Raw genomic sequence first — 22,825 nt, 5'->3', positions numbered from 1 at the left:
ATGAACCCAACCCCCCGCCCCGCGTTCGACGCGGACCTGCTCTCCACCCCGCTGTACACCGACGAACACCGTAGTCTCGCCACGGAGCTGGACAACTGGTGCCGGGAGCGTCGACCTGCCTGGGAAAAGCTCGAAGAAGACAACGGCAGCGCCAATAGCCGCCAGCTTCTATCTGAGATAGCCCAGGCCAACTGGCTGGCGCACCTGGAAAAGCCCGGTCCACCCGACATGCGGGCGATGTGCCTGCGCCGGGAAATTCTGGCCTACCACTGCGATGTGGCCGACTTCGCCTATGCCATCCAGGAACTCTCCGCCGCCGCGATCTCCTACTACGGAGAAGGCGAACAACGCAGGACCTTGATGGACCTGGCGACCGGGCGCTCCATCGGAGCGTTTGTTCTCTCCGAACCCGAGGCTGGCTCCGACCTAGCCGCCGTCACCACCACCGCCACCAAGACCGACGCGGGATACCTCATAGACGGAACCAAGACCTGGATCGCGCAGGGAGACGTCGCCGACACCTATATCGTGCTGGCCCGGACCGGCGAAGGACCAGGCCCGCTCGGACTGACGATGTTCATCGTCCCCGCCCACAACGCGGGAATCACCGTCGAGCCCATCGACTTGTGTGCCCCCCGCTCGTGGGCACAAATCAGATTCGACAAATGCGACATTGGCCCCGAGGCGGTCCTGGGAGGCCCCGGGCTGGGCTTCGTGGTCGCCATGGATGTCGTGGAACGCTTCCGCATGACCGTCGGAGGCGTCGCCCAAGGGCTAGCCCGTCGCGCTCAACATCTCGCCCTCGAACGGGCCCGCAACCGGCCCGCCTACCAAGGGAAACTCAGCGAACTGCAACTGGTCAAAGCCGCGCTGGCCGACATGTCGACTGAGCTATCGGCCGCCACGAAGCTGACAGCTCACGCGGCATGGAAGGCAGACACGGGCGGCCAATACGTCCGCGATGCGGCCTCGGCGAAACTCTACGCTTCGGAGGCGGCGGGACGAGCCGTCGATGCCGCCGTCCAAATTTTCGGAGCGGCTGGCCTCCAACGTGGCAGCGAGATCGAGCGCCTATACCGCCAGGCGAGGTCGTTGCGGCTCTACGAGGGTCCAAGCGAACTGTTGCGAATGACGATCGCGGAGGCAATGTGAGACCGAGACTGAAGACCACTACCGGAGGGCGACGAATCGGGATACCGACTCTTGGCCACGTCTCGGCCCATCTGCGAGCCGACAACGATCAGGAGGTCACATGCTCGATGCGGTAACCGCGGTTGGTGCGGCCGACCCCTATCCCTATTACGCGAGCCTGACCAGCGAGCGACCATTGTCATACGACCCTCAGCTCAACCTGTGGGTCGCCGCGAGCGCCGATGTCGTCGCCGCAATCCTCAACGCGAACGCAATGCGAGTGCGGCCCGTCGGGGTTCCCGTACCGCCGGAACTTGAGGACTCGGTCGCCGCCGAGATCTTCGCCGATCTGGTGCGGATGCGCGACGATGCCGGGCAGCCTGACACAAAGGACGCAATAATCGCAGCGCTCTCCACCGTCAAGCCAGGTCAAGCCCACCAGCTGGCCCGGAGTCACGCCCGTGACCAACTGGCCGACGGAATCGACTACGAACGACTTCAATTCAACGTGCCCGTGGCCGTCATAGCCTCCCTGTGCGGCCTGAAACCCATCGAAGCTAGCGATCTGGGCCGCGTCGTGGGCCACTTCGTCAAGTGCATCAGCGGTACCACAAGCCATGAGGATCACCTCGCCGCCAAAGCCGCCGCCGTTTATCTACACCAGGTGGCCCACACCGCCGAGAAGGAGCAAAGCGGCCTCGTGTCGACGATCGTGGCCGCAGCCGCCGCCAGCTCGGTGCCCCGCCGCGAAATCGTGGCCAATACTGTCGGGCTGTTGTCACAGACGTACGACGCGAGTGCCGGACTCGTAGGCAACACGCTGTTGGCCTCACGCAGCTTTCCCACCCTCGAACCGACGCCATCAGTGGTAGAGGAAGTGTCTCGGTGGGATCCACCCATCCACAACACCCGGCGCTTTGCCGCCGCGGAGTTCTCCTTCGACGGCCACACGATGCAAACGGGCCAAGCGGTGCTACTGGTACTGGCCGCCGCCAACCGCGACCCGGCAGTCAACCGGCAACCCCACATATTCGACCAGACTCGTTCTGGGCCGACCAACTTCACTTTCAGCCAAGGAAAACACCGGTGCCCTGGGCGCACGATTTCCATAGCCATCGCCCTCGGAGTGTGGGAAGAACTACTCCACCAGGGATGGAAACCCACCGATTTGCCAGAGGCCCACACTTATCGCCCCTCGCGCAACGCTCGCATCCCCAACTTTGCCAACGGAGGCCCTTCATGACCCATGTGTGGATACGTGCCGAAAGCTACCCCAGTGAACGCCGTGCCCCGGTAACGCCCGAGGACGCGGCCACCCTCATCGGAGAAGGTCTCACGGTGACGGTGGAACGTTCCCCCATGCGCTGCTTCGCCGACGACGAATATGAGCGGGCCGGTTGTCGACTAGCGGAACCACATACGTGGGCCGCAGCGAGCGCCGATACGTTCATCCTGGGCCTGAAAGCCCTACCGGACAACGACGAGCCCCTCACCGGTCGGCACATCTACTTTGCCCACGCCTACAAAGGACAAAATGGGTCCGGCCAACTTCTCGAACGCTTCCAAGCCGGCAACGGGGAGATCCTCGACCTCGAATACCTCGTCGACGACAACGGCCGACGTCTGGCCGCCTTCGGATACTGGGCCGGATACATCGGAGCCGCGCTCGCCGTGCAACACGCAAGCGGCCAACTGGAAACACCACTGACCGCCACCAGCCGTGCGGAGCTCGACAACCGGTTGCTACAGGCCAACACCGACCGCCTCACCGCCGTCGTCATCGGCGCACTGGGCCGCTGCGGACGAGGAGCGGCCGACGCACTCACCCATTCACGTGTCGCGGTAACCCGATGGGACATCGAGCAGACCCGGGACCTCGACCGCGAGGCCCTGCTAGACCACGACATCCTCATCAACGCGGTAGCCACGACCGAACCGGCAGACCCGTTCCTCACCACCTCCCACCTGAAACCCGGAGCCCGGCTCTCCACCGTCGCCGACATCACCTGCGACGTGGGTTCCCCGCAACATCTCCTGCCCCTCTACGAGGACCTGACGACCTGGGAGCGGCCACTGTTGCACGTAGGTCACGTCGACCGACCCCTCACCGTCATAGCCATCGACAACCTGCCCTCTTTGCTTCCACGCGAATCCAGCGCCGACTTCTCCTCCCAGCTCACCCCACACCTGCCGCAGCTGAGCGACGGCGCGCCCTGGAAACGCGCCCGCAGCGCCTACGCACACGCCATCGACCAAGGAGCCACCACATGAACAACCAACCACTGGCCCCGGTAAGCGGGCGTGTCCACTGGATCGGTACCGGCCTTTCCACCGGAGGCGAAGGACTGGCCACCCTGGCACAGAAGACCGAGGTGACCCTGTGGGGACGCCGCCGCGACCGGGCGAGAAAACGGCTCGAAACCCTCGGAATCGACGCCCCGATCGACATCCGTGGACTAGCCGAGGACGACCTTGACGCCCATCTAGAACCAGGCGACATCCTCGTGTCAATGCTGCCCGCCACCGAACACGCCGACCTCCTGACCCGAGCCATCGCCAAAGGCACCCACTTTGCCTGCACGAGCTACACCTCCCCGGAAGTCGCCGCCCTCGCCGCCACCGCCGGAGCACACGGGCTCGCCGTCCTCACCGAGGCCGGTCTCGACCCAGGCATCGACCACCTCATGGCACACGTGCTCGTCGACGACATGCGCCAAGAACTGGGCGGCAACCCAGACCGGGTCTCGCTGCGCTCCTTCTGCGGCGGCATACCCGAACAACCCGGAGAATTCCGCTACCAGTTCAGCTGGGCACCCGTAGGCGTCCTCACCGCGCTGGCATCGCCCGCCGCCTACCTGCAAGACGGCGAACGCATCGAAGTAGCGCACCCCTGGGAAGCCACCGAAACACTCCAGGTGGGCGCCGAGACCTTCGAGGTCTACCCCAACCGCGACAGCGTGCCATTCGTCGAACAATACGACTTGACTCGCGTGCCACAAGTCGACACCTTCGTCCGTGGAACGCTCCGCCCGGCAGGATGGCGGGCGGCCTGGACCGATGTGTTCACGACCGTAGCCTCCGGTGACACCAACCGGATGAGGTCTCTGGCCCATCGCCTCGCCGAGAAATATCCCACCACCGAAAATGACCGCGACCGAGTCGTCCTCGTGGTCGACATCGACGCCGAACGTGACGGAACTTGCTTCACAGGCCGCAAAGCCCTCGACGTCGTGGGCGACGCGAACGACACCGCGATGGCACGATGCGTCTCCTTGGCCCTCGTCGAAGGAATCGCCGCCATCCTGCATTCACAGACAAGCGCGGGTCTGCACCGGGCTACGGCCAACCCCGACCAAGCTCGGCGCTGGCTGGACCAACTCTCGAAATGGGGGCTCCACACCACCACGACGTATTCGGCGACCAGTAAGGACGTCAACGAATGAGCCTCCCCGCAAAAGGGCGCGGGCGCCCTGATGCCCACATCCGAACCCGTGCGCCTCCACCGCTGAGAAAGCCGACATGACCAGCCGATGAGGAACGCTCCACTCCGGCCTCCTCACCCGCCTCCATCAAAGAACCATCCCCGTTCTGTTTGTCATCCTCCCCGCGAACAGACAATTCGTATCAATACGCCAGTACCACGCGCCTCACCTCGTGGTGCTGCCTCTACCTCTGCGATCCCCATGCACCACCCCTTTTCCGTGACCGGGTTCTCCCAGGCTGGCGGCTACCGACATGAGCGCGGTCAGCTGAGCGAGCCCTCGCCACACGGATGGGTTCCGTCCACCCCCACCGGAAGGAACAACGTGGGACAGCAACGACGCACATCGACTGATACTCCTTCGCCTCACTATCGGCTACTCGGAATCGGAGCGGGGCCAGCGAACCTCAGCCTGGCCGCCCTGCTGCACGAGGAGCCAACGATTCCACACCTCTTTCTCGACAAGAAACAACATTTCACCTGGCACGACGAGCAACTGCTCGCCGGAGCGACCCTCCAAGTGTCGATCTTCAAAGACCTGGTTAGCCTCTCCAACCCCACGAACCGATTCAGCTTCCTGTCCTACCTGCACGCGCATGGGCGCATGTACCACTTCCTCAACGCTCAATTCTCAGAGGTGCCCCGCGCGGAATTTCGCAACTATTTGCAGTGGGCGGCCGACACAAACGAAGACGTCGTATTCGGCGAAGAAGTCAAGGAAGTCGACTTCGACGGCATGTTCCGAGTCCGCACCAACCGACGCACCCTAAGCGCGGAAAACATAGCCATCGGCGTCGGCACTGTCCCGAAAGTACCGGACTTCGTCGAACCACACCTGGGGCCAGACCACTTCCATGTCAGTCAGTACCTGCGCCACTGCGACCAGCTCGCGGGCCGCAAAGTCGCCGTGGTCGGCGGGGGACAGTCCGGGGCCGAAGCATTCCTCGACCTGGTCAACCGGAGGGGCCCAGCCGCGCCAGAACAAGTGGCATGGGTGTCGCGTCGCCGCAACTACTTCCCGATCGATGACTCGACTTTCACCAACGAGTTCTTCATGCCGCACTACTCGGACTACTTCTTCCGACTCCCCGCCCCGGTACGCGAACAGGTGAGCACGTCGCACCTACTGGCTTCGGACGGGATCTCAGAATCGACGTTGAAGGCGATATACCAAAAGCTGTACCACCTCCAATTCATCGACGAAAACCGACGCGGATTCGGCCTATTCCCCAACCGGACAGTGCTCGGAGTCGACGGGGCAAACGGACGCGGGTGGGAGTTGATGATCGGCCACAACGATGAGCCCGACCAGACACAGAGCCTCACCGTCGACGCGGTGGTATGGGCGACGGGCTTCCGTTCGGCCCCCAAAGGTTTCCTCGCGCCACTACGCGGCCGCTGGGAGACCGAAAACGGCGAATTCAAAGTCGACGAAGACTTCGCGGCGGTGTGGGATGGACCCCCAGACCGGTCGATCTTCGTCCAAAACGCAGTGCGCGGCCAGCGCGGATTGCCTGATGTCAACCTCAGCCTTAACGCTTGGCGGGCACAGCGCATCGTCGACCGACTGCATGGCCGCGCTGGCATGGAATCGGCCGTGTCTTTTGTGGACTGGTCTGCCAAGGCGGGAAGTGATTCGCCATGGAGTATGTAGATGTTGCCATCGTCGGCGGTGGGGTGATTGGCGCCAATGTGGCGCTCGAGGTGACCGACCGCAACCCTCGGTTGAGCGTGGCGGTGCTGGAACGCAATCTTGTTGGCACCGGTGCTTCGACGCATTCGGCGGGGGTTCACTTTCCCCGGGGTGCCACACCTTGGGTGCGAGATCTGACGCTGCGCAGCCACCAGCAGTGGCATAGGCTTCGCGGCCGGTTTCAGTTGCCGATTACGTCGGTGGAGGCTTTCGTCGTCGCCGATACCGAGAGCCGCGACAGCGTAGAACAGGCCTATATCTCACAGTCCGCGCTCCAGGCGACGGAACGCCCGGCCAATCAGGAGTGGAAGGCACCGGCCGGTAGATGTGTGTGGCGGGCTCAGGGCTGCCACTACGCCGATGTCGCCGGAGTCACTCGTCGGCTGTTCTCGCATTTGCGTTCCCAGGTGACCATCTGGGAAGGCACGGATGTGGTGGGGATCGACGCCGAGGAATCTGGCGTGACCGTGACGCTTGGCCAAGGCACTCTCTTGCGCGCGGGAACGGTCGTTATCGCCCCGGGGCCATGGGCGACCTTGCCGGTGTGGGCGGAGCCGTTGCGGGACCTTGGGGTGCGCGTCAAGAAAGTCGCCGCAGTTCACATCGAATCGGTTCCTCACCGGTCGGCACCGTTGACGATCTTCCACGACGAGGACGCGTTCCTCGTGCCACTGCATCGACGCGGACATTGGCTATTCAGTTACACGTGCGATGAGTGGGATGTCGATGCCATGACGATGACAGGGCAATTGGACGCTCGGACATTGGCCTCCGCGCGTGAAGTCCTGGCTCAGTACAGCCCAGATCTGGCCCAGCGGTGTAAGTCGGGCCGGGTCTTTTGCGACGCCTATAGCCCCAGCCGCGAGCCGGTGGTCGCTGAAGTGGCGCCAGGGGTGATTTTCGCCGGGGCCGCTAATGGCGCGGGCTACCGACTCGCACCCGCCATCGCCCAAGAAGCGGCTCAGCTGGTCGATCTTCGCCGCAACGCATCTGCTCAGACGTGACGAAAAGAGGTTCCCATGATTCTCGACTACTACGACGAGGGCCGTTTGAGCGAGGCTTTCGGCATCGACATGACCAGTGTGGACGGTTTGGACGTTGGAGCTGGTTGGGGGCGGGTCGCCCCCGGCGTGACCTCAACGAGCCACCAGCACGATGAGACCGAGTTCTTCGTCATCGTCGCCGGACACGGCGAGTTGTCGGTCGATGGCCGCATCTATCGGGCCGTGCCTGGCACGGTGGCGCTATTCGAGCCATTCGAATCACACACCATCACCAATACCGGGGAATCGGACTTGGTTTTCTTCACTCAGTACTGGCGCGGAGAGCGTCGCGCGGCCGCCTCGGCGACTTCGCGGAGTCGGCCTCATCCGGTGGGGCGTCCGCAGTTTGTCTTCTCCACACCGCCGACCCCTAACGGCGACCTGCACTTGGGCCACCTTTCGGGGCCCTACTTGGGAGCGGACGTGTACGTGCGCTACCAACGTCGGCGCGGCCACGACGCCTGGCATTTGACCGGGAGCGACGACTTTCAAAGTTATGTCGCGGCGCTGGCCCAGCGGGAGGGAAAGACCCCTGAGGAGGTGGCCGCGCACTATTCGGAACAGATAGCCCAGACCTTGGCGTTGATGGACATCAACGTAGACCATTACACCGTGACCAGCCCTGACGAGCGCTACCAGGAGGGCTTGCGTGACTTCTTCGATCGGCTGACCGCCTCGGGCTCGGTGCGAGTGGGGGAGGCTCCTGCCCTCGTGGATGAGAACGGCGCCTACCTTTACGAAGTTGACGTGTCTGGACGCTGCCCCGGTTGCGATACGGGCACCAGCGGCAACATTTGCGAGGAATGCGGCGAGCCGAACGTGGTCACCGATCTGGTGGAGCCAACGGCGCGCGGCGGCGCGGCCCAACCGCGTCGGGAAGCTGTCAAACGCTACCTGCTGCCGTTGCACCGTTTCGCCGACACTGTCGAAGGGCATCACCGCTTGGGCCGCGTCCCCGCCCGCTTGCGGGAACTCGCGGCGCGAGTATTTGCGCGAAGGGAGTATGAACTGCCGGTCAGTCATCCTTCCCAGTGGGGTGTTGAGCCGCGGCGTTCGCAGGCACCGGGCAATGTCGTGTGGGTGTGGCCCGAAATGAGCTACGGCTTCCTGTACGGAATCGAGCGACTAGGTGAACGACTGGGCCACCAGTGGAAGGCGTCTACACCGGAGCGTGAGTGGAAGATCGTCCACTTCTTCGGCTACGACAACAGCTTTTACCATTCGCTGCTGTATCCGGTGCTGTATCGACTGGCGTTTCCCGAATGGAACCCTGATATCGACTACCACCTCAACGAGTTCTATCTACTCGATGGCGAGAAGTTCTCCACTAGTCGACGCCATGTCATTTGGGGCCGGGACATTCTCAACCCCGACACTGTCGACGCGGTGCGTTACTACCTATCGCTGACTCGGCCGGAGCTGGAACGTACCGACTTCCGTCGGGCCGACTTCGAGCGAGTGGTTGACGAGGAATTGCGTGGGCAGTGGGCAACGTGGCTCAATGACCTGGGCACACGAGTACGCCAGGGATATGGGAGCGTTCCGGACGCAGGCACATGGACCACTGAGCACGTCGCGTTCCTGGCCCGGCTCAGTCAGCATCTGGACGCGATCACCGCCAGCCTCAACCCGGAGGCGTTTTCATTGCGCCAATCCGCTCGTTTGCTCAGCGAACTAGTGGGGGCGGTTCGGGACTTCTCGGCTGCGCAAAGCCGTCTGGCCGGGCTTGCCGCCTGGGAGTCGGAGTCACGCACCGCCATCGCCTTGGAGCTGGCGGCGGCCCGCTTGTTGGCGGCTACCGCCGCGCCGGTGATGCCGCGCTTTTCCGGGGCTTTGTTCGACGCCCTCGGGTTGGAGGACACCCAGGTGTGGCCCGAGACGGTCTCCTTGGTACCGCCAGGGACCGTCTGCTCACTGGAGGCTACGCGGTTTTTTGCCGCCTCAGATTCCACCGCAACCGAACCTAGTCCGGTTGAGTCGTGGCTGAGGGCGCGCCTGAGAGCGGTGGCGCAGCTTGACGACAGCATTGACCTGGCTGGGCGCTCACCCGTCTCAGTTGGCCTCACTTCGCTGGGGGCGACCGCTGTGCAATACCAGTTGTTGGACGAGCTGGGGGCCGATGTGGCGTTGGAGCTGTTGTTGGGCGATCAGACCACGCGTCAGATCGCGCAGACGGTCGAGAAACTGGCCGACCCCGCCCGCCTGGCCGCGCTCAAGGAGGACCGATGAACACCGACCATGTCAGCGACTTGCTGGACCGTTTGCGCCACTCCCGGGTTGAGGTGTCGGTTGTGGATGGAAACCTGAAGCTCGAAGGGCCCCGCACCGCTATGCCCGCGGCCTTGCTGGCCCGGCTCAAGGAACACAAGGCCGACGTCGTCGCCTACTTGGAGGAGGAGGCTGCCGCTGGCTCTTTGACACCGTTGCAGCGAGCCTACGTACACGGGAGATCGGGCATGTTCGCCGTCAGCGACATCGCCAATCAGACCTATCACGAGATCGAGGGGTCATTCGATATTGACCGCCTCCGTGAATCGTTGGCCTGGATGTTCACCGCCCACAGCGCATTGCGGCTGTCGGTGGTCGATGCCCAACGGCAGTTCGTCACCGACCGGGAACCTCCCTTCACCGTGACCGACCTGACTGGCGTCGATCCGGTGACCCAACGTCAATTGCGTATGGCCACGCGAGAGCGCCGTTCTCACCTGGTGTTGGGACTGCGGGGGCCACTGGTGGACGTGGAGGTGACAGTGCTCGATCACGATCGGCACGTCCTGCACATCAACCATGACGGGTTGGTCATCGACGGCATCAGCATGTTCCTTTTCTTCGATCAATGGCATCGTTGTTATGAGACGGGAACACCGCCCGAACCCGGCCAGATGGATTTTCTGGACCATATAAGCCGTCTGGAAAAAGAGGGCGAGACCGACCGCTATGAACGCGCCCGGCGCTATTGGCGCGATCGGCTCGATGAGATACCTGCGGCCCCCGATCTTCCCTTGGCGATCGACCCATCCGCTGTGGAGCAAACTCGCACGACGCAGCGGCGAGTAGAGCTGGATTGCGACCAGTGGAAGGTGCTGCGAGCCAATGCGCAGGCACATGGAATCAGTGACGCGGCCGCAACGCTGGCGGCTTGGTCGGAGGTGCTCTCTGCCTGGGGAGCGGGTACCGATTTCACAATCAACACCACGGTCTCCCAGCGGGTGCCCTCGCACCCGAAGGCTATGCAAGCCATCGGCCAGTTTTCCGATCCGATGCTGCTAGCGGTCAATTGGGAACCGGAGCGGACCTTCGGCGAGCGTGCGTTGCGCCTGCATCAACAGTGGCGGTCCGACCTGGATCACCGGCACTATTCAGGGGTGGAGGTCATGCGCGATCTAGCACGCCACCATGGAAGCGCTCGCCGGGGCAGCGCGCCTTACACGTTCAACTGCACCTTGGGAGCGGTCGGTGTCGACGGGGGAGCACTGGAGGCTTTCGGGCCCGAGTGTTTCACGCTTTCGCAAACCCCTCAGGTGTACCTGGACGTGTTCGTGCTGGAAAGCGACGATGGTTTGCAGATTCGGCTCGACGCGGTGGAACAGCTCTTCAGCGCCGGAATGCTGGAGGCCATCACCGAGGCTCTCCAACGGCTGCTGGTAACGCTAACCGATCCGAATGCGTGGCACCAGCGACGCTTTGACCTCCTTCCGGCCAGCCAGCGTCGTGCTCGAAAGGAAGCCAACGACACCCAAGTCACTCGTGTCTTCACTCCGTTGCCGGAGGCGTTCATTCGCCACGCTGACACCGATGGCGACCGGCCCGCAATTCTGAGCTCCACGGGCGGCCTTACCTACCGGGAGCTTTTGGAGCGAGCAGCAGCGGCGGCCAACTGGTTGATAGACCAGGGAATATCTCGCGGTGACCGGGTAGCGCTGCTGATGCGGCGAGGCGCCGAGCAGTACGTGGGCATTATAGCCACGCTGCTGGCCGGGGCCGTATATGTCCCGATCGACGCGGACCTACCGGCGCGCCGTCGCGAGTTTCTGCTGCGTGATGCCGGTGCGCGGGCGGTATTGACCAATGTCGAGGCCAATAACGTCGGCCCGTCATGGGACCTGCGCGATGCTCATACCAGTAGTGATGTTCCGCGACCGGACATATCTGAAGACGACCTGTCCTACCTGTTGTATACCTCCGGGACGACCGGGGAACCCAAGGGCGTCATGGTCAACCACGGCAATGTGGCCAACGTCGTGGCTGACTGCGCTGAACGATTCCGGATTACCCACCATGACCGCTTCTTCGCCGTGAGCGCTTTCACGTTCGACTTGTCGGTGTGGGATGTGTTCGGGGCGTTGAGCGCGGGTGCCGCGCTGGTCGTTCCTGACGCGGACCGGGCCGCCGACCCCACTCATTGGCGCCAGCTGGCTTCTCGCCACGGAGCGACCGTGTGGAACTCGGTCCCGGCGATCGTGCGGCTGCTGGCCGAACCCGATATGGCCTTGCCCGCAGAGGAGAGGACGGCCCTTCCCGAATCGTTGCGGTTGATCATGATGAGTGGCGACCGTATCCCCTCAAACCTGCCATCGACCCTGTACGCGCAACGGCCGGACCTAACCGTGTCCTCGCTAGGTGGCCCGACGGAGACGACGATTTGGAACATCACGCATCCCATCCCCGTCGATCACCCGACCGATGAGCCGATTCCATACGGTCGGCCCAACTCCAACAACCGGGCCCATATCCGCGACCGGTTCGGGCGGGACTGTCCCGACTGGGTACCGGGCGAAATCCTGGCTGCTGGCACTGGGGTCACACCTGGCTACTGGGGAGCTCCCGAGGCCACCGCGCGCAAGTACACCTTCGACGAGGACAGTGGGGAACGCCTGTTCCACACCGGTGACCTGGGCCGCTACCGGCCTGACGGAACCATCGAGATTCTGGGGCGAATGGACTTCCAGATCAAGCTCAATGGTTACCGTATCGAGGCCGGGGATGTCGAGACACACCTGAGCGCATGTGAAGGCGTCGCCCAGGCAGCCGTGACCGCCGAGGCGACCCCCGGCGGAGGAGCAGTACTCACCGCGCATGTGGTCGGAAATGGATCACACAGGCCTTCGTTGCGGTCCATCCGCGACCAGCTAGGTCGATCCGTGCCTGACTACATGCTTCCCGCCCAGCTGGTGTGGCACGACCACTTCCCGGTTAACCGCAACGGAAAGGTAGACCGGACCGCGTTGAGCCGAGGCGGCCAGCGATCCACCGACTCCCCGGCCACCGAGACGAATCCGGCGGACGCGCAGGTCGAGAAGCGACTCGCCTCTCTGTGGGCCGAAGCGATGGGCCGCGAGGATCTCGACGTCACCGCTGACTTCACCGAAATCGGTGGAGACTCGATCACCGCTGTTCGCATACTCGCGGCCGTGAGAACCCAATTCGGGGTCACGCTGCCCCTCGACGCCATGTACGCCTTGCGGACGGTACGGCACATGGCCCATCACCTCGCGAAGGAGGACAGCTGATGGAATCAGTCCTTAACCACATCGTCGCGCAGCGCCCCACGGGCGGCACTATGACCGTGGCCCGTCTGGGGTCGCAAAACACCGTGCCGCTTTCGGAGGTCTGGGACCGCGCCCATGCCTTGGGCGTACAGCTGCGGGCTGAGGGCATCGACAGGGGCGACCGCGTCGGCATTGTCGCCTCCAATGGACTCGATTGGGTCCTGCTGGATCTAGCGTGCCTGTTCACTGGTGTCGAAACGGCCGGCTTCGAGCCAGGTAAGTTCACCGCCGATGCCCAACTCGCACAGCGCTACGGTCTGCGTGCGGTCTACACCGATGACGCTTCGGCGCTGGTGGCGGCTCGACCGGGTGGGCCGGTGCGTTCGCTGGCAGAGGTGGTGCGGCGCGCTCATGCGATGTCCGCTGAGGCGAGTGACTCGGTCAGTGGCAGGGAACTGATCGAGTATGGCCCCACTGACACGACCTCGGTAAAGTTCACCTCTGGCTCCACTGGTGTTCCCAAAGGGCTAGCCGCGACAGTCGGCAGCATTGACTCGTCTCTGCATGCGGTGCAAGGCATCATGCGGCACCAGGTGGGAGACAACCTGTTTGTGTTCTTGCCCCTGTCGCTGCTTCAGCAGCGCTACTGGGTCTACTCGGCACTGCGGTGGGGTCACGATGTCACCGTCACGACGTATGAGTCGGCATTCGCCGTGCTGGGTTCTCACGCGCCAACGGTCGTCATGGGTGTGCCGGGGTTCTTCGGTGCGGCCATGCGCCACATCGAAGGCCAGCTTCCCGAGGACGCTTCCTTTAAACAGCGCCGGAGCGCGGCAGTGGAGTTGTTCGGGCCGAACATCCGCTACTTGTGGACCGGGTCTGCTCCGGCTGACATGCGGGTTCTGGGATTCTTCACCGACGTGGGGCTGCCCATCTACGAAGGCTACGGGCTCAACGAAACCTGCATCGTGTCAAAGAACTATCCGGGCGCCAACCGCACCGGCAGTGTCGGAAAGGTGTTGCCAGGCAAAGAGGTCTTCATCGACGAGGGCGTGGTGTGCGTGCGTAGCGACCACCCGGTTAACCACTCCTATGCCTTTGCCGCTGATGGCGAAAGCGAGAAGATGTTCCGTCCCGGTGGCGTCGTTCGAACTGGCGACCTGGGCCATATCGACGCCGACGGCTACCTGTACATTCACGGCCGCGCCGACGATGTGGTGGTGCTGGACAACGGGAAGAAGATCGTGGTGCGGCCTATCGAAGCCCGGTTGCGGGCCTCGGAGGCCATCGCCGAGTGCATCGTCTATTGCCGCGATCAGACCGAACTGGTCGCGATTGCCTCCAGTGATGGGGTTGCCGACCCAAACGCGGTGGCCCAGGCCCTCAAGAAGGCCAACGCCGAGGCCGAACCAGATGAACAGATACGGCGCGTCATCCTCGCCCAGGAGCCTTTCAGCATCGCGGCGGGGACTTTGACCTCACAGTTCAAACCGGTGCGCCGCGCGATTGTCGACAAGTACGAGAAGTCCATTTTCGATCCGAAGGCGGGAATCCATGCCACATGAAGTGACCACGTCCGATCTGGAAACGATGGCGCGTGAGCAGTTCTCACGCTCGCTGCGCGACAAACCCGACCCGGCCTCACTGGACCTCAATCAGAACATGGCCGAGAGCTATGGGCTCACCTCGCTCAACAAGGTGTTGTTCCTGACCTCGTTGTGCAAAGTGGCCAACATCGATCTGGGCCACTTCGCCGAAGAGGACTTCGCGGCGATGCGGACTCTCGCCGACGTCGTTGCCACCTTGGCCCCGTACTGGAAAGGAAGCGCGCAATGAGCCACTGGGCACCCATTCTCTCCACCGGCATGGAGGATGAACGCATCCGCCTCGAACCGTTGACCCAAGACCATCGCAAGCCCCTGCGCGACATCGCCATCGACGAACGAATCTGGGAATTCTTCGTCTCCCGCGTCACCGACGAGGCGGAATTCACCACCTTCTTCGACAATCTGATGGAGGATCAGCGAACTGGACGCTGCGCCGTCTACGCCATCGTCGAAAAAGAGACAGGCACCGTCTGTGGCAGCTCGGCCTTTGGCAACCTGGACGCGGCCAACGATCGATTGGAGATCGGTTGGTCCTGGCTGGGGATCGCCTTCCAAGGCAGCGGAATCAACCGACACGCCAAACGCCTGCTGTTGCGACGGGCGTTCGAGGAGCTGGGCTGTCAACGCGTTGAGTTCAAGACCGATGTGCTCAACCAACGCGCCCGCGCCGCACTGCGAAAGATCGGCGCGACCGAAGAAGGAGTGCTCAGAAGCTACAACTACATGCCCAGCGGACGGCGACGCGACGCGATCTACTATTCGGTACTGGCCCAAGAATGGCCAACAGTCAAGGACGCGCTGTGAAGACGTTGCGCATCAGCGGCTCCCCCCATCAGCGGGGAGCCGCCCACGGAGCGGCGATCGCCCACCGGCTACGAACCTTCCTCGATGATGGATTGGCACGCTTGCACCACCTTAGCGACCAGCGCTACCGCCTAGAGGACCTACGCGAGAGGATCGAGGCACATCGGCAGATCGTGACCTCGGTGATCCCCGATCTGGCCGCGGAGATCGACGGCGTCGCAACCGGCGCCGGGTTGTCCCGTGATGAGGCGTGGCTGTTGCAACTGCGGCGCGAAATTCTGGGTTACCACCGTTTCACCACCGGGGACTGCACCACCTACAGCAGTACTCAAGGAACAGTCCCGATCCTGGCCCAGACGGTCGACCTGAACGGAAACCTAGACGACCAGGTAGCGGTGCTAGAGGTGCAGGCGGGCCGCCGGTCGCTCATTTTGAGCTTCGCGGGCCTGCTGGGGTATCTGGGCGTCAACGACGCGGGAGTTGCCGTGGGCATCAACCTGGTTCTGGGCGGCCGGTGGCAGCCCGGTGTACCCCCATACCTGGCGGTACGCCACGTGCTGGATACCGCCACATGCGTCGAGGAGGCCATCGCGACGCTGCAGACCCTACCGTTGTCCAGCTCCCGGGCCTTCACGATTTGCGATGGCGACCGCATCGTGTGCGTGGAGGCGTTGGAGGAACGCAGAGGAATCCTGGAGGACTCCGAACTGATCCACACCAACCATTACCTACATCCACCGTTCGCGCTCGAAGACGAAATCAATCCCTTTGCGCTCACCTCCTCCAAACGAAGATGGGAAGCGGTGCGCGGCTGGGGCATTCCACAAACGGATGACCCCGAGGCGCACCGGAAGCTGTTGGCATCCCCTCCAGTGTGTGTGGCCGACAATGGGGACATTCGCCGCGAACGCACAGTGGCCGCCATCGCCGCCTATCCCACCCGTGGCCAGCTGACAGTATGGCCAGGTAACCCGGCCAACGCACCGGCGCATCTGCTGCAACTGTGACAGGTTGTCTCCGCCGCATCGATGCGGCGGAGACAACCTGCCCTGTGCCGCCCGAACATGTGCTGAATCACCCTTCATCCCCGTGAGTAGACCCATCCTCGCGACCTGACCCATGAGAGAGTCACCTAGTGAGCCAACCCGATAGCACCCAAACCCTGCCGCGACTGGCGCAACGCAACACCGTGCTCGCCTACGTGGCCATCGCCGTGGTCATCATCAGCTGGTCCTCGGCATTCGTCGCGTTGAGGTACTTGCGCGACGAGATTGACCCATTCTCCATCGCGCTGGGACGCAACCTCATCGCCGCGGTGGTCCTGTTCGCCATCGCTGTGGCACTGGCGAAGAGAACGCGCCCAGTGGACGCACCAGCTGAGCCGATCTTGCCGCAGGGCCGCGAATGGGGCTTCGCTCTCGCATGCGGCATCGGCTGGTTCTTTCTCTACCATGTGGCGCTGAATTACGCGGTGCACTACATCGACGCGGGCACCGCCGCCATCCTCATCAACATCGGGCCGATCCTCATCATCGCGCTGGCCGTCTTCTTCCTCGGTGAGAGCCCTCGCCCGAACCTGTACGTGGGCGTGGCCATCGCCTTCGCCGGCGTGATGCTCATCGGGACCTCCTCGGATGCCGACGCCCAGATCAGCTGGCTCGGGGTCGTGCTGTGCATCGCGGGAGCCTGTCTGTACGCGCTAGGCGCGATCACGCAAAAACCACTGTTGAAACGCACATCCGCGCTGCGCGTGACGGTGTGGACAGCGGTGATCGGTTCGATCACCGCTATCCCGTTTGTCGTGGCTGTAGGCGACTTCTCACAGGCGAGTGCCTTCGGCTGGTGGATGCTGGTCTATCTGGGGGTCGTCTCGACCGCACTGGGCTTCTTCGCCTGGGCGTATGCGATGAACCAGCTAAAGGCGAGCGTCGTGTCGAGCTTTAGCTACCTGATACCGCCAGCGGCGATCGTGATGGGCTGGCTGTTCCTCGGTGAGCTTCCCACCGTCCTGGCCCTGCTGGGAAGCGCGTTGTGTCTTCTGGGCGTCGTCATCGCCCGTTACGAGCCCAAACGCCGGTCGTAACTGGAAGCGCCTGTGGGCGCGGATGAGAGGGGAGCCAAGCCGCAACCGGCACGGTCACCACATCGGTGCCGTCCACTCCTGGGATACTCGAGCCACGGCAGCCTCGTCGAAACACACCCTCCATTCGTGATGCCCTTTGGCGATGGGGGAGGCGATTCGCATCGACCAGGTGGTGGAAGACGTTCTCTGACTTGCACGGTCACAAAGGCATCTCGGTTGCGTTCGGAGTCGGCGCTGCTGACCGCCTCACGGGTGAACCCGATGGTCGTCAGTGCGTCGAGCCCCCAGCGCTGTGGCCCTGCGGGTTCTCCTCGCGGCCGACTGGTTATGGGTCGCATACTCATTGAGTAGCGTGTTCACTCTGTCTTGTAGGCCGTCAGCTCCAGGACCCCGTCCACGACGTCGGTGCTGCTGGCGCCCGTCTTGGTGCGGGAACCGGGCCGTGCTGGTACCGGAAGCGGCCGGTAGTCGGTGACCGTCCAGCCATTGTCCTCGAAAGGACGCAGGTCGCCCAGGCCATATAGGTTAAGTCCAGCGCCGGACTTCTGCGCCAGCTGCTCCATTGCCGCTGCCGAGGAGAGTCCGACTATGTCGGTCAGCCACCGCTGAGCGGCCGAAGCGTTGATGGTCGCCGCGATCGCAGCGAGGTCCGTGCGCGGCAGATACACCAGCAGCCCTTCGGTGACCACCACGAGTGGCCCCTCGATGGGGTTCAGAAGCGCCGCAAGCTGGTTGACATCTCGCACATCCAACGGCACGCGGCGCACCGGACAGGATGGATCGGCATCGGCCAGGAGCGTCTCCTTAGCCTTGATGAGCGCGGGCGCGTCGGCTTCTATCACCTCCGCGCACTCCGATAGGTCGAGCCGGTAGGGCCGGGTACAGAACCCGGCCCCCAGATTGACGACCGTGGTCCCCGCCGTCAGTGCGGCCCTGGCCAGCAGCCTGTCAAGCAGGATCGTACGGTGCACGACCTCATCGGTACCCGCGCCGAGCAGTCCTTTGCGAATGCGGGCCCCGTCAGGGTGGCTGGCGATGATCCGTTCGGCGTAGGGGTCGCTCAGACGCGGCTTCCTAGCGGATGTCTCCACGGCGCGGCAGGCCGCCGCCAGGTAGGCGGTGGCCTGAATCGACTCCGCGACATCTACTCCCATCGGAACCACTTTGCCGCCACGACCGAAGAGACGATGATCGTGCCGCACAGGACGATGATGGCGATGACCAAGCGGTCGGTCTCGATGTCCATCCACGCCCACTTCAGCGCCTCAACCGCGTGCGTCATCGGCAACAGATCGCTGATGCGCCGCATCCCCTCAGGCATGATCTCCAACGGAACGGTAGCGCCGGTGAGGAAGATCATCGGAAAATAGATCAGGTTCGCCAGCACCAGCGCCGTCGACTCGCTCTTGGCAAACGAGGCGATCATCATGCCGAGACCGAACATCGCGGCGGCCGCTAGGAGAACCAGCCCGGCGAACGCGAACGGCCGCTGGGGCGTGTTGAGCCCGTAGACGGTGAACGCGACGATGAGCAAAATGCCCAGACCCACCAAACACAGCAGGCCATTGACGATCACCTGCGCGGTCAGGAATGCCGTGGGACGGGCCGGGGTCGCGCGCAGCCTGCGCAAAAAAGCCCGCGACCGGTACTCGACCATGCCCAGTGGGAAGCTCATCAAACCCGCCACCGCGAGGATCAGCCCCGTATAGCCCGCCACCGAGATGTCGACCGCGCCGAACCCTCCCAGCTCCTCAGCCGGGTCGTTGCCGTAAATGCCGCCGAAGATCGCCAACACCATGACCGGGAAAGCAAGCGCGAAGAACATGGCTGGAAAGTTACGTGCCATGCGTTTGGACTCGAAGATAACAACGTGGTTGAGCATCAGGCCCCCTCGGTCTGGTCGGCGGGCACGGCATCGGCCCCGGCCAGATACAGGTAGACGTCTTCCAGTGATGCCTCACCCGAGGCGTCCTCGACGTTGGCCACCGCCTGGGACCCATAGGTGGCCAGTAGCCCCGGCACCGTGTCCACCACGACCACCTTTCCGTCAATGAGGACGCTCACTCGATCGCACAAGTTCGTCACCTCGTCCATGTAGTGCGAGGTCAGCACGATGGTGAGGCCGGCCTTGTTGCGCTTTTTGAGACCCTTCCACACCGAGCGGCGCGACTGCGGATCTAGCCCGTTGGTCAGCTCGTCGAGAAAAACGACCTCGGGCTTGCCCAACAGCGCCAGTACCAGGGAGAGGCGCTGGCGCTGGCCACCGGAGAGCTTCGTGATGGTCGCCTTGCGTTTGTCGGATAGCTGGAACTCCTCCAGCAGAACCTCGGGGTCCTCAGCGTCAGGATAGAAGGAGGCGAACAGGTCGCAGATTTCAAAGACCTTGATGCGAGTGGGATACACCGAATCCTGTAGTTGCACGCCCAGGACTCGCGCGAGCTTGGCGCGGTCGGCGACCGGATCTAGCCCGGCGACGGTGATCGAGCCCGCAGAGGCCCTACGCAGCCCTTCGATGCATTCGACCAAAGAGGTTTTGCCCGCGCCGTTGGGGCCGATGAGGCCCATGACTTCTCCGGGGTAGACCTCGAAGTCGACGTCGTCGACGGCGACCTTTGGTCCATAGCGCACCGTGACTCCATGAGCCTTGACTAGTGCGTCGGTGTCTGCCACCTGTTCACCTCGCTTGCTTGTGTTTTCGAAAGGGACGTCATCTCTGGACAGGGGAGTACTGGCTTTGCCGTGCTTGCTGGGGGCTGTTGTTGGTGTAGAAACCGGCGAACGCCGCGTGAACGAGGATCGCCGGGAGCACGCTGCCGGTGATGATCACTAGCAGCCCCCCGACCACCGACAGCACCACGCTGGCCAGAGTCAGTACGAGTGCCTGAAGTGGGTTCTCGGTGAGAATGACCTGCCCAGCGGTAAAAATAAGGCCCGAGGCGAGGACAGCGAACCAGATGGGGGCATCGGCTGCCAGGAGCCCGACCAGCACCACTCCCCGGAAGAACAGCTCCTCCACGGCCGCGCTCGACATCGGGACCGCCCAGCGCCACTGCACAGGCAGCGCCATGACCTCCCTGATCCACACCACGTTATTGACCGCGCCGGGAATGTCAACCTGGGGACGGATCGCGTAGACCATTGACATGAGGAATCCGGTCAGACAGGCGGCACCCACCATGGCAAAACCGGTCAGAGCCACACTGTGAAGCGTCATGTTCCACGCGAGCATGTCCAGCCAGCCCGGACCCGACGTCGCGACCACGACCGCAATCGCCGCGATCCCGGCGGCTAGGTAGATCAGGGTCCCCAAGATGGGAAACACGTAGCGCGCCTCGAGGCCGGTGTGTGTCGAGACGGCCAGTTTTACCCGCTTGCGCGTGCGATGGGAATGAAACGGCAGGCGATACACGGCCAACCAGGCCGTGGCCGCGGCCGTCACGATCACCAAGTGAGTCCACACCTCAGCGTTCATTAGCGCACCCCCAGACGCGGCAGAATCGTCAACACGGCGACATTTTGCACCACGTGGGCGAGGACGACTACTAGCAGCGCATAGCCGCTGAGCACATACAACACCCCGTAGAACACTCCGGTGACAATCTTTTGGGTCACCGTCAACCAGCCGTAATAGGTGTGATTGAGTCCGTAGACCACCGCAGTCAGCACGATTGCCGCCGGTACCAGCCAGCCCAGCCGCTCGGCCAGCAGCCAGATGGCGATGCCCCGGAAAATGATCTCCTCAGCCACCGCTACCAGTGCCACGGCCACCACCGCGACCGCCGAACGGTCGGCGAAGCGACCATGCAAAGCCACCGCCTTGACCGGGCGTCGTTGGGCCTTCGCCCACAGGGCACCCACGCCGATCTCCACCGCGATCACCACGCAGCCCAGGGCGACGGCAAGGGCGAACCAGTACCCAGCCGAGGGCATCCAGAGGTCGCCACTTAGCGGGGCGAGATACCACGCCCACCCCGCGATCAGCAGCATCCCGATGGGCAACACCAGTTGCCAACCCACGACCGAGACGGCCGAAGACCGGCCCCCGCCAGCAGCTTGCTGACGCGAGCCGGCTTGCCCGGAGAAACGGAACAGCTGCGAGGGAAACGCCGCGCACAGCAGCACCAGCACGCTAAGGGAGAGGATGGGGGTGCTCATTAGTGACTCCGCCGTATTCCTTCATCCGCGGGTGGTTCTTCGGAGGCAGACCCGGCAGACACATGCTCAGCAGCTCCGGAATCAGCACCCGCACCACCTTCCACGGCGTGTCCGCCAGCTCCGGCGGCGTGATGTCCAAATACGTCGCCCACTCCGACACACCGCCGACCATCTTGATCAGGTCGGGCAGCTCGCTCTCCAGCGCCGTGATCTCGGAGAGCTTGATCGAACCCTTGAACTGCTCGGCCACGATCTGCCTTTTACGCTCCGGTTCGTCGGGACTGGCGAAGAACAGCACGTTCGTGTCCAAATCCATGTACGGCGAGGAATTCACCGCCGCGTGCACCGTGGGCGTATCGTAGATGGCCGAGTACATACCCAGCCCCAGGATCGCCGCGCTCTCCATCGTTCCGCGAAGGAACGCGTACTTCGGGTCGGCGTCGCCCTGCACTCCGAAGCTAATCAGCGGCAGCTTGTCATCCTTGCGGTCCATGTACACGCCGATGGTCGGCAGCGGCAACTCCGGACGCGTCAAATAGATGGACTTCAGGTCGTAAGAGGCCTCATCGCCCACCAGTTTCATGTCGGTGAGAATGCGCTCCAGATCCGGATCGTCCATTTCAACGGCCGGAGCCGGGGTGTCGGTATACCAGTTGAGAATGAACGAGTCGATCTGTACCGCCTCGATCAAGGCATTGCGCAGAGCGTTCTCCAAGCTCACATGTGCGGCCGTGCCGGTCGAAAACGACGGAGTGAACAACAGGTCATTGTGCATGGCGCTGGTGGTGAACCCCAAGAAGAACAACTGCGCCGGAACCCAGAAATCCTCTCCGGGATTGACCAACGATGGACACTTCACCCAACCGATCACATCGTCCTCATCGGGCAGACGGTCGGTATAACGGTGCAATTTACTCGCCAAGAACGCCTGTTGTCGCGCATCGAGAATCCCCAAGTACTCCAGCGGCATCGCCGGACCCTCCTGGCTGATCTCGTTATAGGAGGCATAACGGAACTCATCGTCGCACAGGCGAATCGCCACCATCGCCGCATAGCGTTCCACCGACTCGCCCATGAGCTTGATCATGGCCTCTTCGTGGTACATCCCGTAGCCGGAGAGGTGATACTGCACCTCCATATGCGGGTCGTTCATGATGTTGCGGTGATAGTGCGGCATCGTCGCCGTCATCGCTCTCATCAACGGCTCACCGGGCACATCGGCCACTGATACGAAGTATCCGGGCATGATGCCGGTCTGGTTCCCGCCGATGTGTCGATATTGATTGAGGAGCCGCGACATGGGCGGGTAGTGCTTAATCCTCATACCGACCCCCGACTC

Annotated in this window: 19 protein-coding genes; 13 read left to right on the top strand and 6 right to left on the bottom strand. The window is 63.2% G+C overall.

Annotated features, from left to right (window positions below):
- The 13 genes from JQS30_RS08355 (at position 1) to JQS30_RS08295 (ending at position 17,331) form a co-directional block, all read left to right on the top strand.
- Positions 1 to 1,152 carry an acyl-CoA dehydrogenase family protein gene (locus tag JQS30_RS08355; RefSeq protein ID WP_213172889.1) on the top strand — a complete coding sequence of 384 codons (1,152 nt, stop codon included), beginning with the start codon at positions 1 to 3 and terminating at the stop codon, positions 1,150 to 1,152.
- A 100-nt stretch (positions 1,153 to 1,252) separates the two neighbouring features.
- Complete coding sequence (locus JQS30_RS08350) at positions 1,253 to 2,374, top strand: cytochrome P450 (RefSeq protein ID WP_213172888.1); 1,122 nt, start codon at positions 1,253 to 1,255, stop codon at positions 2,372 to 2,374.
- Positions 2,371 to 3,402 (top strand): saccharopine dehydrogenase, encoded by a 1,032-nt coding sequence (locus JQS30_RS08345; protein ID WP_213172887.1) that lies wholly within the window; start codon positions 2,371 to 2,373, stop codon positions 3,400 to 3,402. Before JQS30_RS08350 ends, JQS30_RS08345 begins: the two co-directional genes overlap by 4 nt.
- On the top strand, positions 3,399 to 4,574 hold the full coding sequence (locus tag JQS30_RS08340) for a saccharopine dehydrogenase C-terminal domain-containing protein (protein WP_213172886.1): 1,176 nt from the start codon (positions 3,399 to 3,401) through the stop codon (positions 4,572 to 4,574). The genes JQS30_RS08345 and JQS30_RS08340 overlap by 4 nt, the downstream gene beginning before the upstream one ends.
- A 363-nt stretch (positions 4,575 to 4,937) precedes the next feature.
- Positions 4,938 to 6,266 (top strand): lysine N(6)-hydroxylase/L-ornithine N(5)-oxygenase family protein, encoded by a 1,329-nt coding sequence (locus JQS30_RS08335; protein ID WP_213172885.1) that lies wholly within the window; start codon positions 4,938 to 4,940, stop codon positions 6,264 to 6,266.
- The gene (locus tag JQS30_RS08330; RefSeq protein WP_213172884.1) at positions 6,254 to 7,309 is read left to right on the top strand and encodes an NAD(P)/FAD-dependent oxidoreductase; all 1,056 of its coding nucleotides are present in this window, start codon (positions 6,254 to 6,256) and stop codon (positions 7,307 to 7,309) included. The genes JQS30_RS08335 and JQS30_RS08330 overlap by 13 nt, the downstream gene beginning before the upstream one ends.
- A 15-nt stretch (positions 7,310 to 7,324) precedes the next feature.
- Positions 7,325 to 9,577, top strand: a complete 2,253-nt coding sequence (locus JQS30_RS08325) for a class I tRNA ligase family protein (RefSeq protein ID WP_213172883.1) — start codon at positions 7,325 to 7,327, stop codon at positions 9,575 to 9,577.
- A complete protein-coding gene (locus JQS30_RS08320; RefSeq protein WP_213172882.1) occupies positions 9,574 to 12,858 on the top strand; it encodes a non-ribosomal peptide synthetase in 3,285 nt (1,094 codons plus the stop codon). Before JQS30_RS08325 ends, JQS30_RS08320 begins: the two co-directional genes overlap by 4 nt.
- Positions 12,855 to 14,402 (top strand): AMP-binding protein, encoded by a 1,548-nt coding sequence (locus JQS30_RS08315; protein ID WP_425498861.1) that lies wholly within the window; start codon positions 12,855 to 12,857, stop codon positions 14,400 to 14,402. Before JQS30_RS08320 ends, JQS30_RS08315 begins: the two co-directional genes overlap by 4 nt.
- Positions 14,392 to 14,673 carry a hypothetical protein gene (locus JQS30_RS08310; protein WP_213172880.1) on the top strand — a complete coding sequence of 94 codons (282 nt, stop codon included), beginning with the start codon at positions 14,392 to 14,394 and terminating at the stop codon, positions 14,671 to 14,673. The genes JQS30_RS08315 and JQS30_RS08310 overlap by 11 nt, the downstream gene beginning before the upstream one ends.
- The gene (locus JQS30_RS08305; RefSeq protein ID WP_213172879.1) at positions 14,670 to 15,248 is read left to right on the top strand and encodes a GNAT family N-acetyltransferase; all 579 of its coding nucleotides are present in this window, start codon (positions 14,670 to 14,672) and stop codon (positions 15,246 to 15,248) included. The genes JQS30_RS08310 and JQS30_RS08305 overlap by 4 nt, the downstream gene beginning before the upstream one ends.
- A complete protein-coding gene (locus JQS30_RS08300; protein ID WP_213172878.1) occupies positions 15,221 to 16,255 on the top strand; it encodes a C45 family autoproteolytic acyltransferase/hydrolase in 1,035 nt (344 codons plus the stop codon). Before JQS30_RS08305 ends, JQS30_RS08300 begins: the two co-directional genes overlap by 28 nt.
- Positions 16,256 to 16,383: 128 nt before the next feature.
- The gene (locus JQS30_RS08295; RefSeq protein WP_213172877.1) at positions 16,384 to 17,331 is read left to right on the top strand and encodes a DMT family transporter; all 948 of its coding nucleotides are present in this window, start codon (positions 16,384 to 16,386) and stop codon (positions 17,329 to 17,331) included.
- Positions 17,332 to 17,687: 356 nt separating this feature from the next.
- Here JQS30_RS08295 and JQS30_RS08290 read toward each other — a convergent pair whose 3' ends face one another.
- The 6 genes from JQS30_RS08290 to JQS30_RS08265 are packed head-to-tail and all read right to left on the bottom strand — an operon-like array spanning position 17,688 to position 22,810.
- Positions 17,688 to 18,485, bottom strand: a complete 798-nt coding sequence (locus JQS30_RS08290) for a class I SAM-dependent methyltransferase (protein ID WP_213172876.1) — start codon at positions 18,483 to 18,485, stop codon at positions 17,688 to 17,690.
- Entirely contained in the window at positions 18,476 to 19,213 is a 738-nt protein-coding gene (locus JQS30_RS08285; RefSeq protein ID WP_213172875.1) for an ABC transporter permease, read from the bottom strand. The genes JQS30_RS08290 and JQS30_RS08285 overlap by 10 nt, the downstream gene beginning before the upstream one ends.
- Positions 19,213 to 20,001: an ABC transporter ATP-binding protein gene (locus JQS30_RS08280; RefSeq protein WP_213172874.1), complete on the bottom strand. Its 789-nt coding sequence runs from the start codon at positions 19,999 to 20,001 to the stop codon at positions 19,213 to 19,215. The genes JQS30_RS08285 and JQS30_RS08280 overlap by 1 nt, the downstream gene beginning before the upstream one ends.
- Positions 20,002 to 20,038: 37 nt before the next feature.
- Entirely contained in the window at positions 20,039 to 20,803 is a 765-nt protein-coding gene (locus JQS30_RS08275; protein WP_213172873.1) for a CPBP family intramembrane glutamic endopeptidase, read from the bottom strand.
- Entirely contained in the window at positions 20,803 to 21,486 is a 684-nt protein-coding gene (locus tag JQS30_RS08270; protein ID WP_213172872.1) for a CPBP family intramembrane glutamic endopeptidase, read from the bottom strand. The genes JQS30_RS08275 and JQS30_RS08270 overlap by 1 nt, the downstream gene beginning before the upstream one ends.
- Positions 21,461 to 22,810 carry a YcaO-like family protein gene (locus JQS30_RS08265; protein WP_213172871.1) on the bottom strand — a complete coding sequence of 450 codons (1,350 nt, stop codon included), beginning with the start codon at positions 22,808 to 22,810 and terminating at the stop codon, positions 21,461 to 21,463. The genes JQS30_RS08270 and JQS30_RS08265 overlap by 26 nt, the downstream gene beginning before the upstream one ends.
- Positions 22,811 to 22,825: the final 15 nt, after the last annotated feature.

The sequence above is a fragment of the Natronoglycomyces albus genome (genome assembly GCF_016925535.1).
Taxonomy (GTDB): Bacteria; Actinomycetota; Actinomycetes; order Mycobacteriales; family Micromonosporaceae; genus Natronoglycomyces; species Natronoglycomyces albus.
This window is presented reverse-complemented; position numbering and strand designations above follow the sequence as displayed.

Coding starts and splice junctions, on each gene's coding strand:
- JQS30_RS08355 (WP_213172889.1), top strand. CDS start 1: ATGAACCCAACCCCCCGCCCCGCGTTCGACGCGGACCTGCTCTCCACC.
- JQS30_RS08350 (WP_213172888.1), top strand. CDS start 1,253: ATGCTCGATGCGGTAACCGCGGTTGGTGCGGCCGACCCCTATCCCTAT.
- JQS30_RS08345 (WP_213172887.1), top strand. CDS start 2,371: ATGACCCATGTGTGGATACGTGCCGAAAGCTACCCCAGTGAACGCCGT.
- JQS30_RS08340 (WP_213172886.1), top strand. CDS start 3,399: ATGAACAACCAACCACTGGCCCCGGTAAGCGGGCGTGTCCACTGGATC.
- JQS30_RS08330 (WP_213172884.1), top strand. CDS start 6,254: ATGGAGTATGTAGATGTTGCCATCGTCGGCGGTGGGGTGATTGGCGCC.
- JQS30_RS08325 (WP_213172883.1), top strand. CDS start 7,325: ATGATTCTCGACTACTACGACGAGGGCCGTTTGAGCGAGGCTTTCGGC.
- JQS30_RS08320 (WP_213172882.1), top strand. CDS start 9,574: ATGAACACCGACCATGTCAGCGACTTGCTGGACCGTTTGCGCCACTCC.
- JQS30_RS08310 (WP_213172880.1), top strand. CDS start 14,392: ATGCCACATGAAGTGACCACGTCCGATCTGGAAACGATGGCGCGTGAG.
- JQS30_RS08305 (WP_213172879.1), top strand. CDS start 14,670: ATGAGCCACTGGGCACCCATTCTCTCCACCGGCATGGAGGATGAACGC.
- JQS30_RS08300 (WP_213172878.1), top strand. CDS start 15,221: ATGGCCAACAGTCAAGGACGCGCTGTGAAGACGTTGCGCATCAGCGGC.
- JQS30_RS08290 (WP_213172876.1), bottom strand. CDS start 18,485: ATGGGAGTAGATGTCGCGGAGTCGATTCAGGCCACCGCCTACCTGGCG.
- JQS30_RS08285 (WP_213172875.1), bottom strand. CDS start 19,213: ATGCTCAACCACGTTGTTATCTTCGAGTCCAAACGCATGGCACGTAAC.
- JQS30_RS08275 (WP_213172873.1), bottom strand. CDS start 20,803: ATGAACGCTGAGGTGTGGACTCACTTGGTGATCGTGACGGCCGCGGCC.
- JQS30_RS08270 (WP_213172872.1), bottom strand. CDS start 21,486: ATGAGCACCCCCATCCTCTCCCTTAGCGTGCTGGTGCTGCTGTGCGCG.
- JQS30_RS08265 (WP_213172871.1), bottom strand. CDS start 22,810: ATGAGGATTAAGCACTACCCGCCCATGTCGCGGCTCCTCAATCAATAT.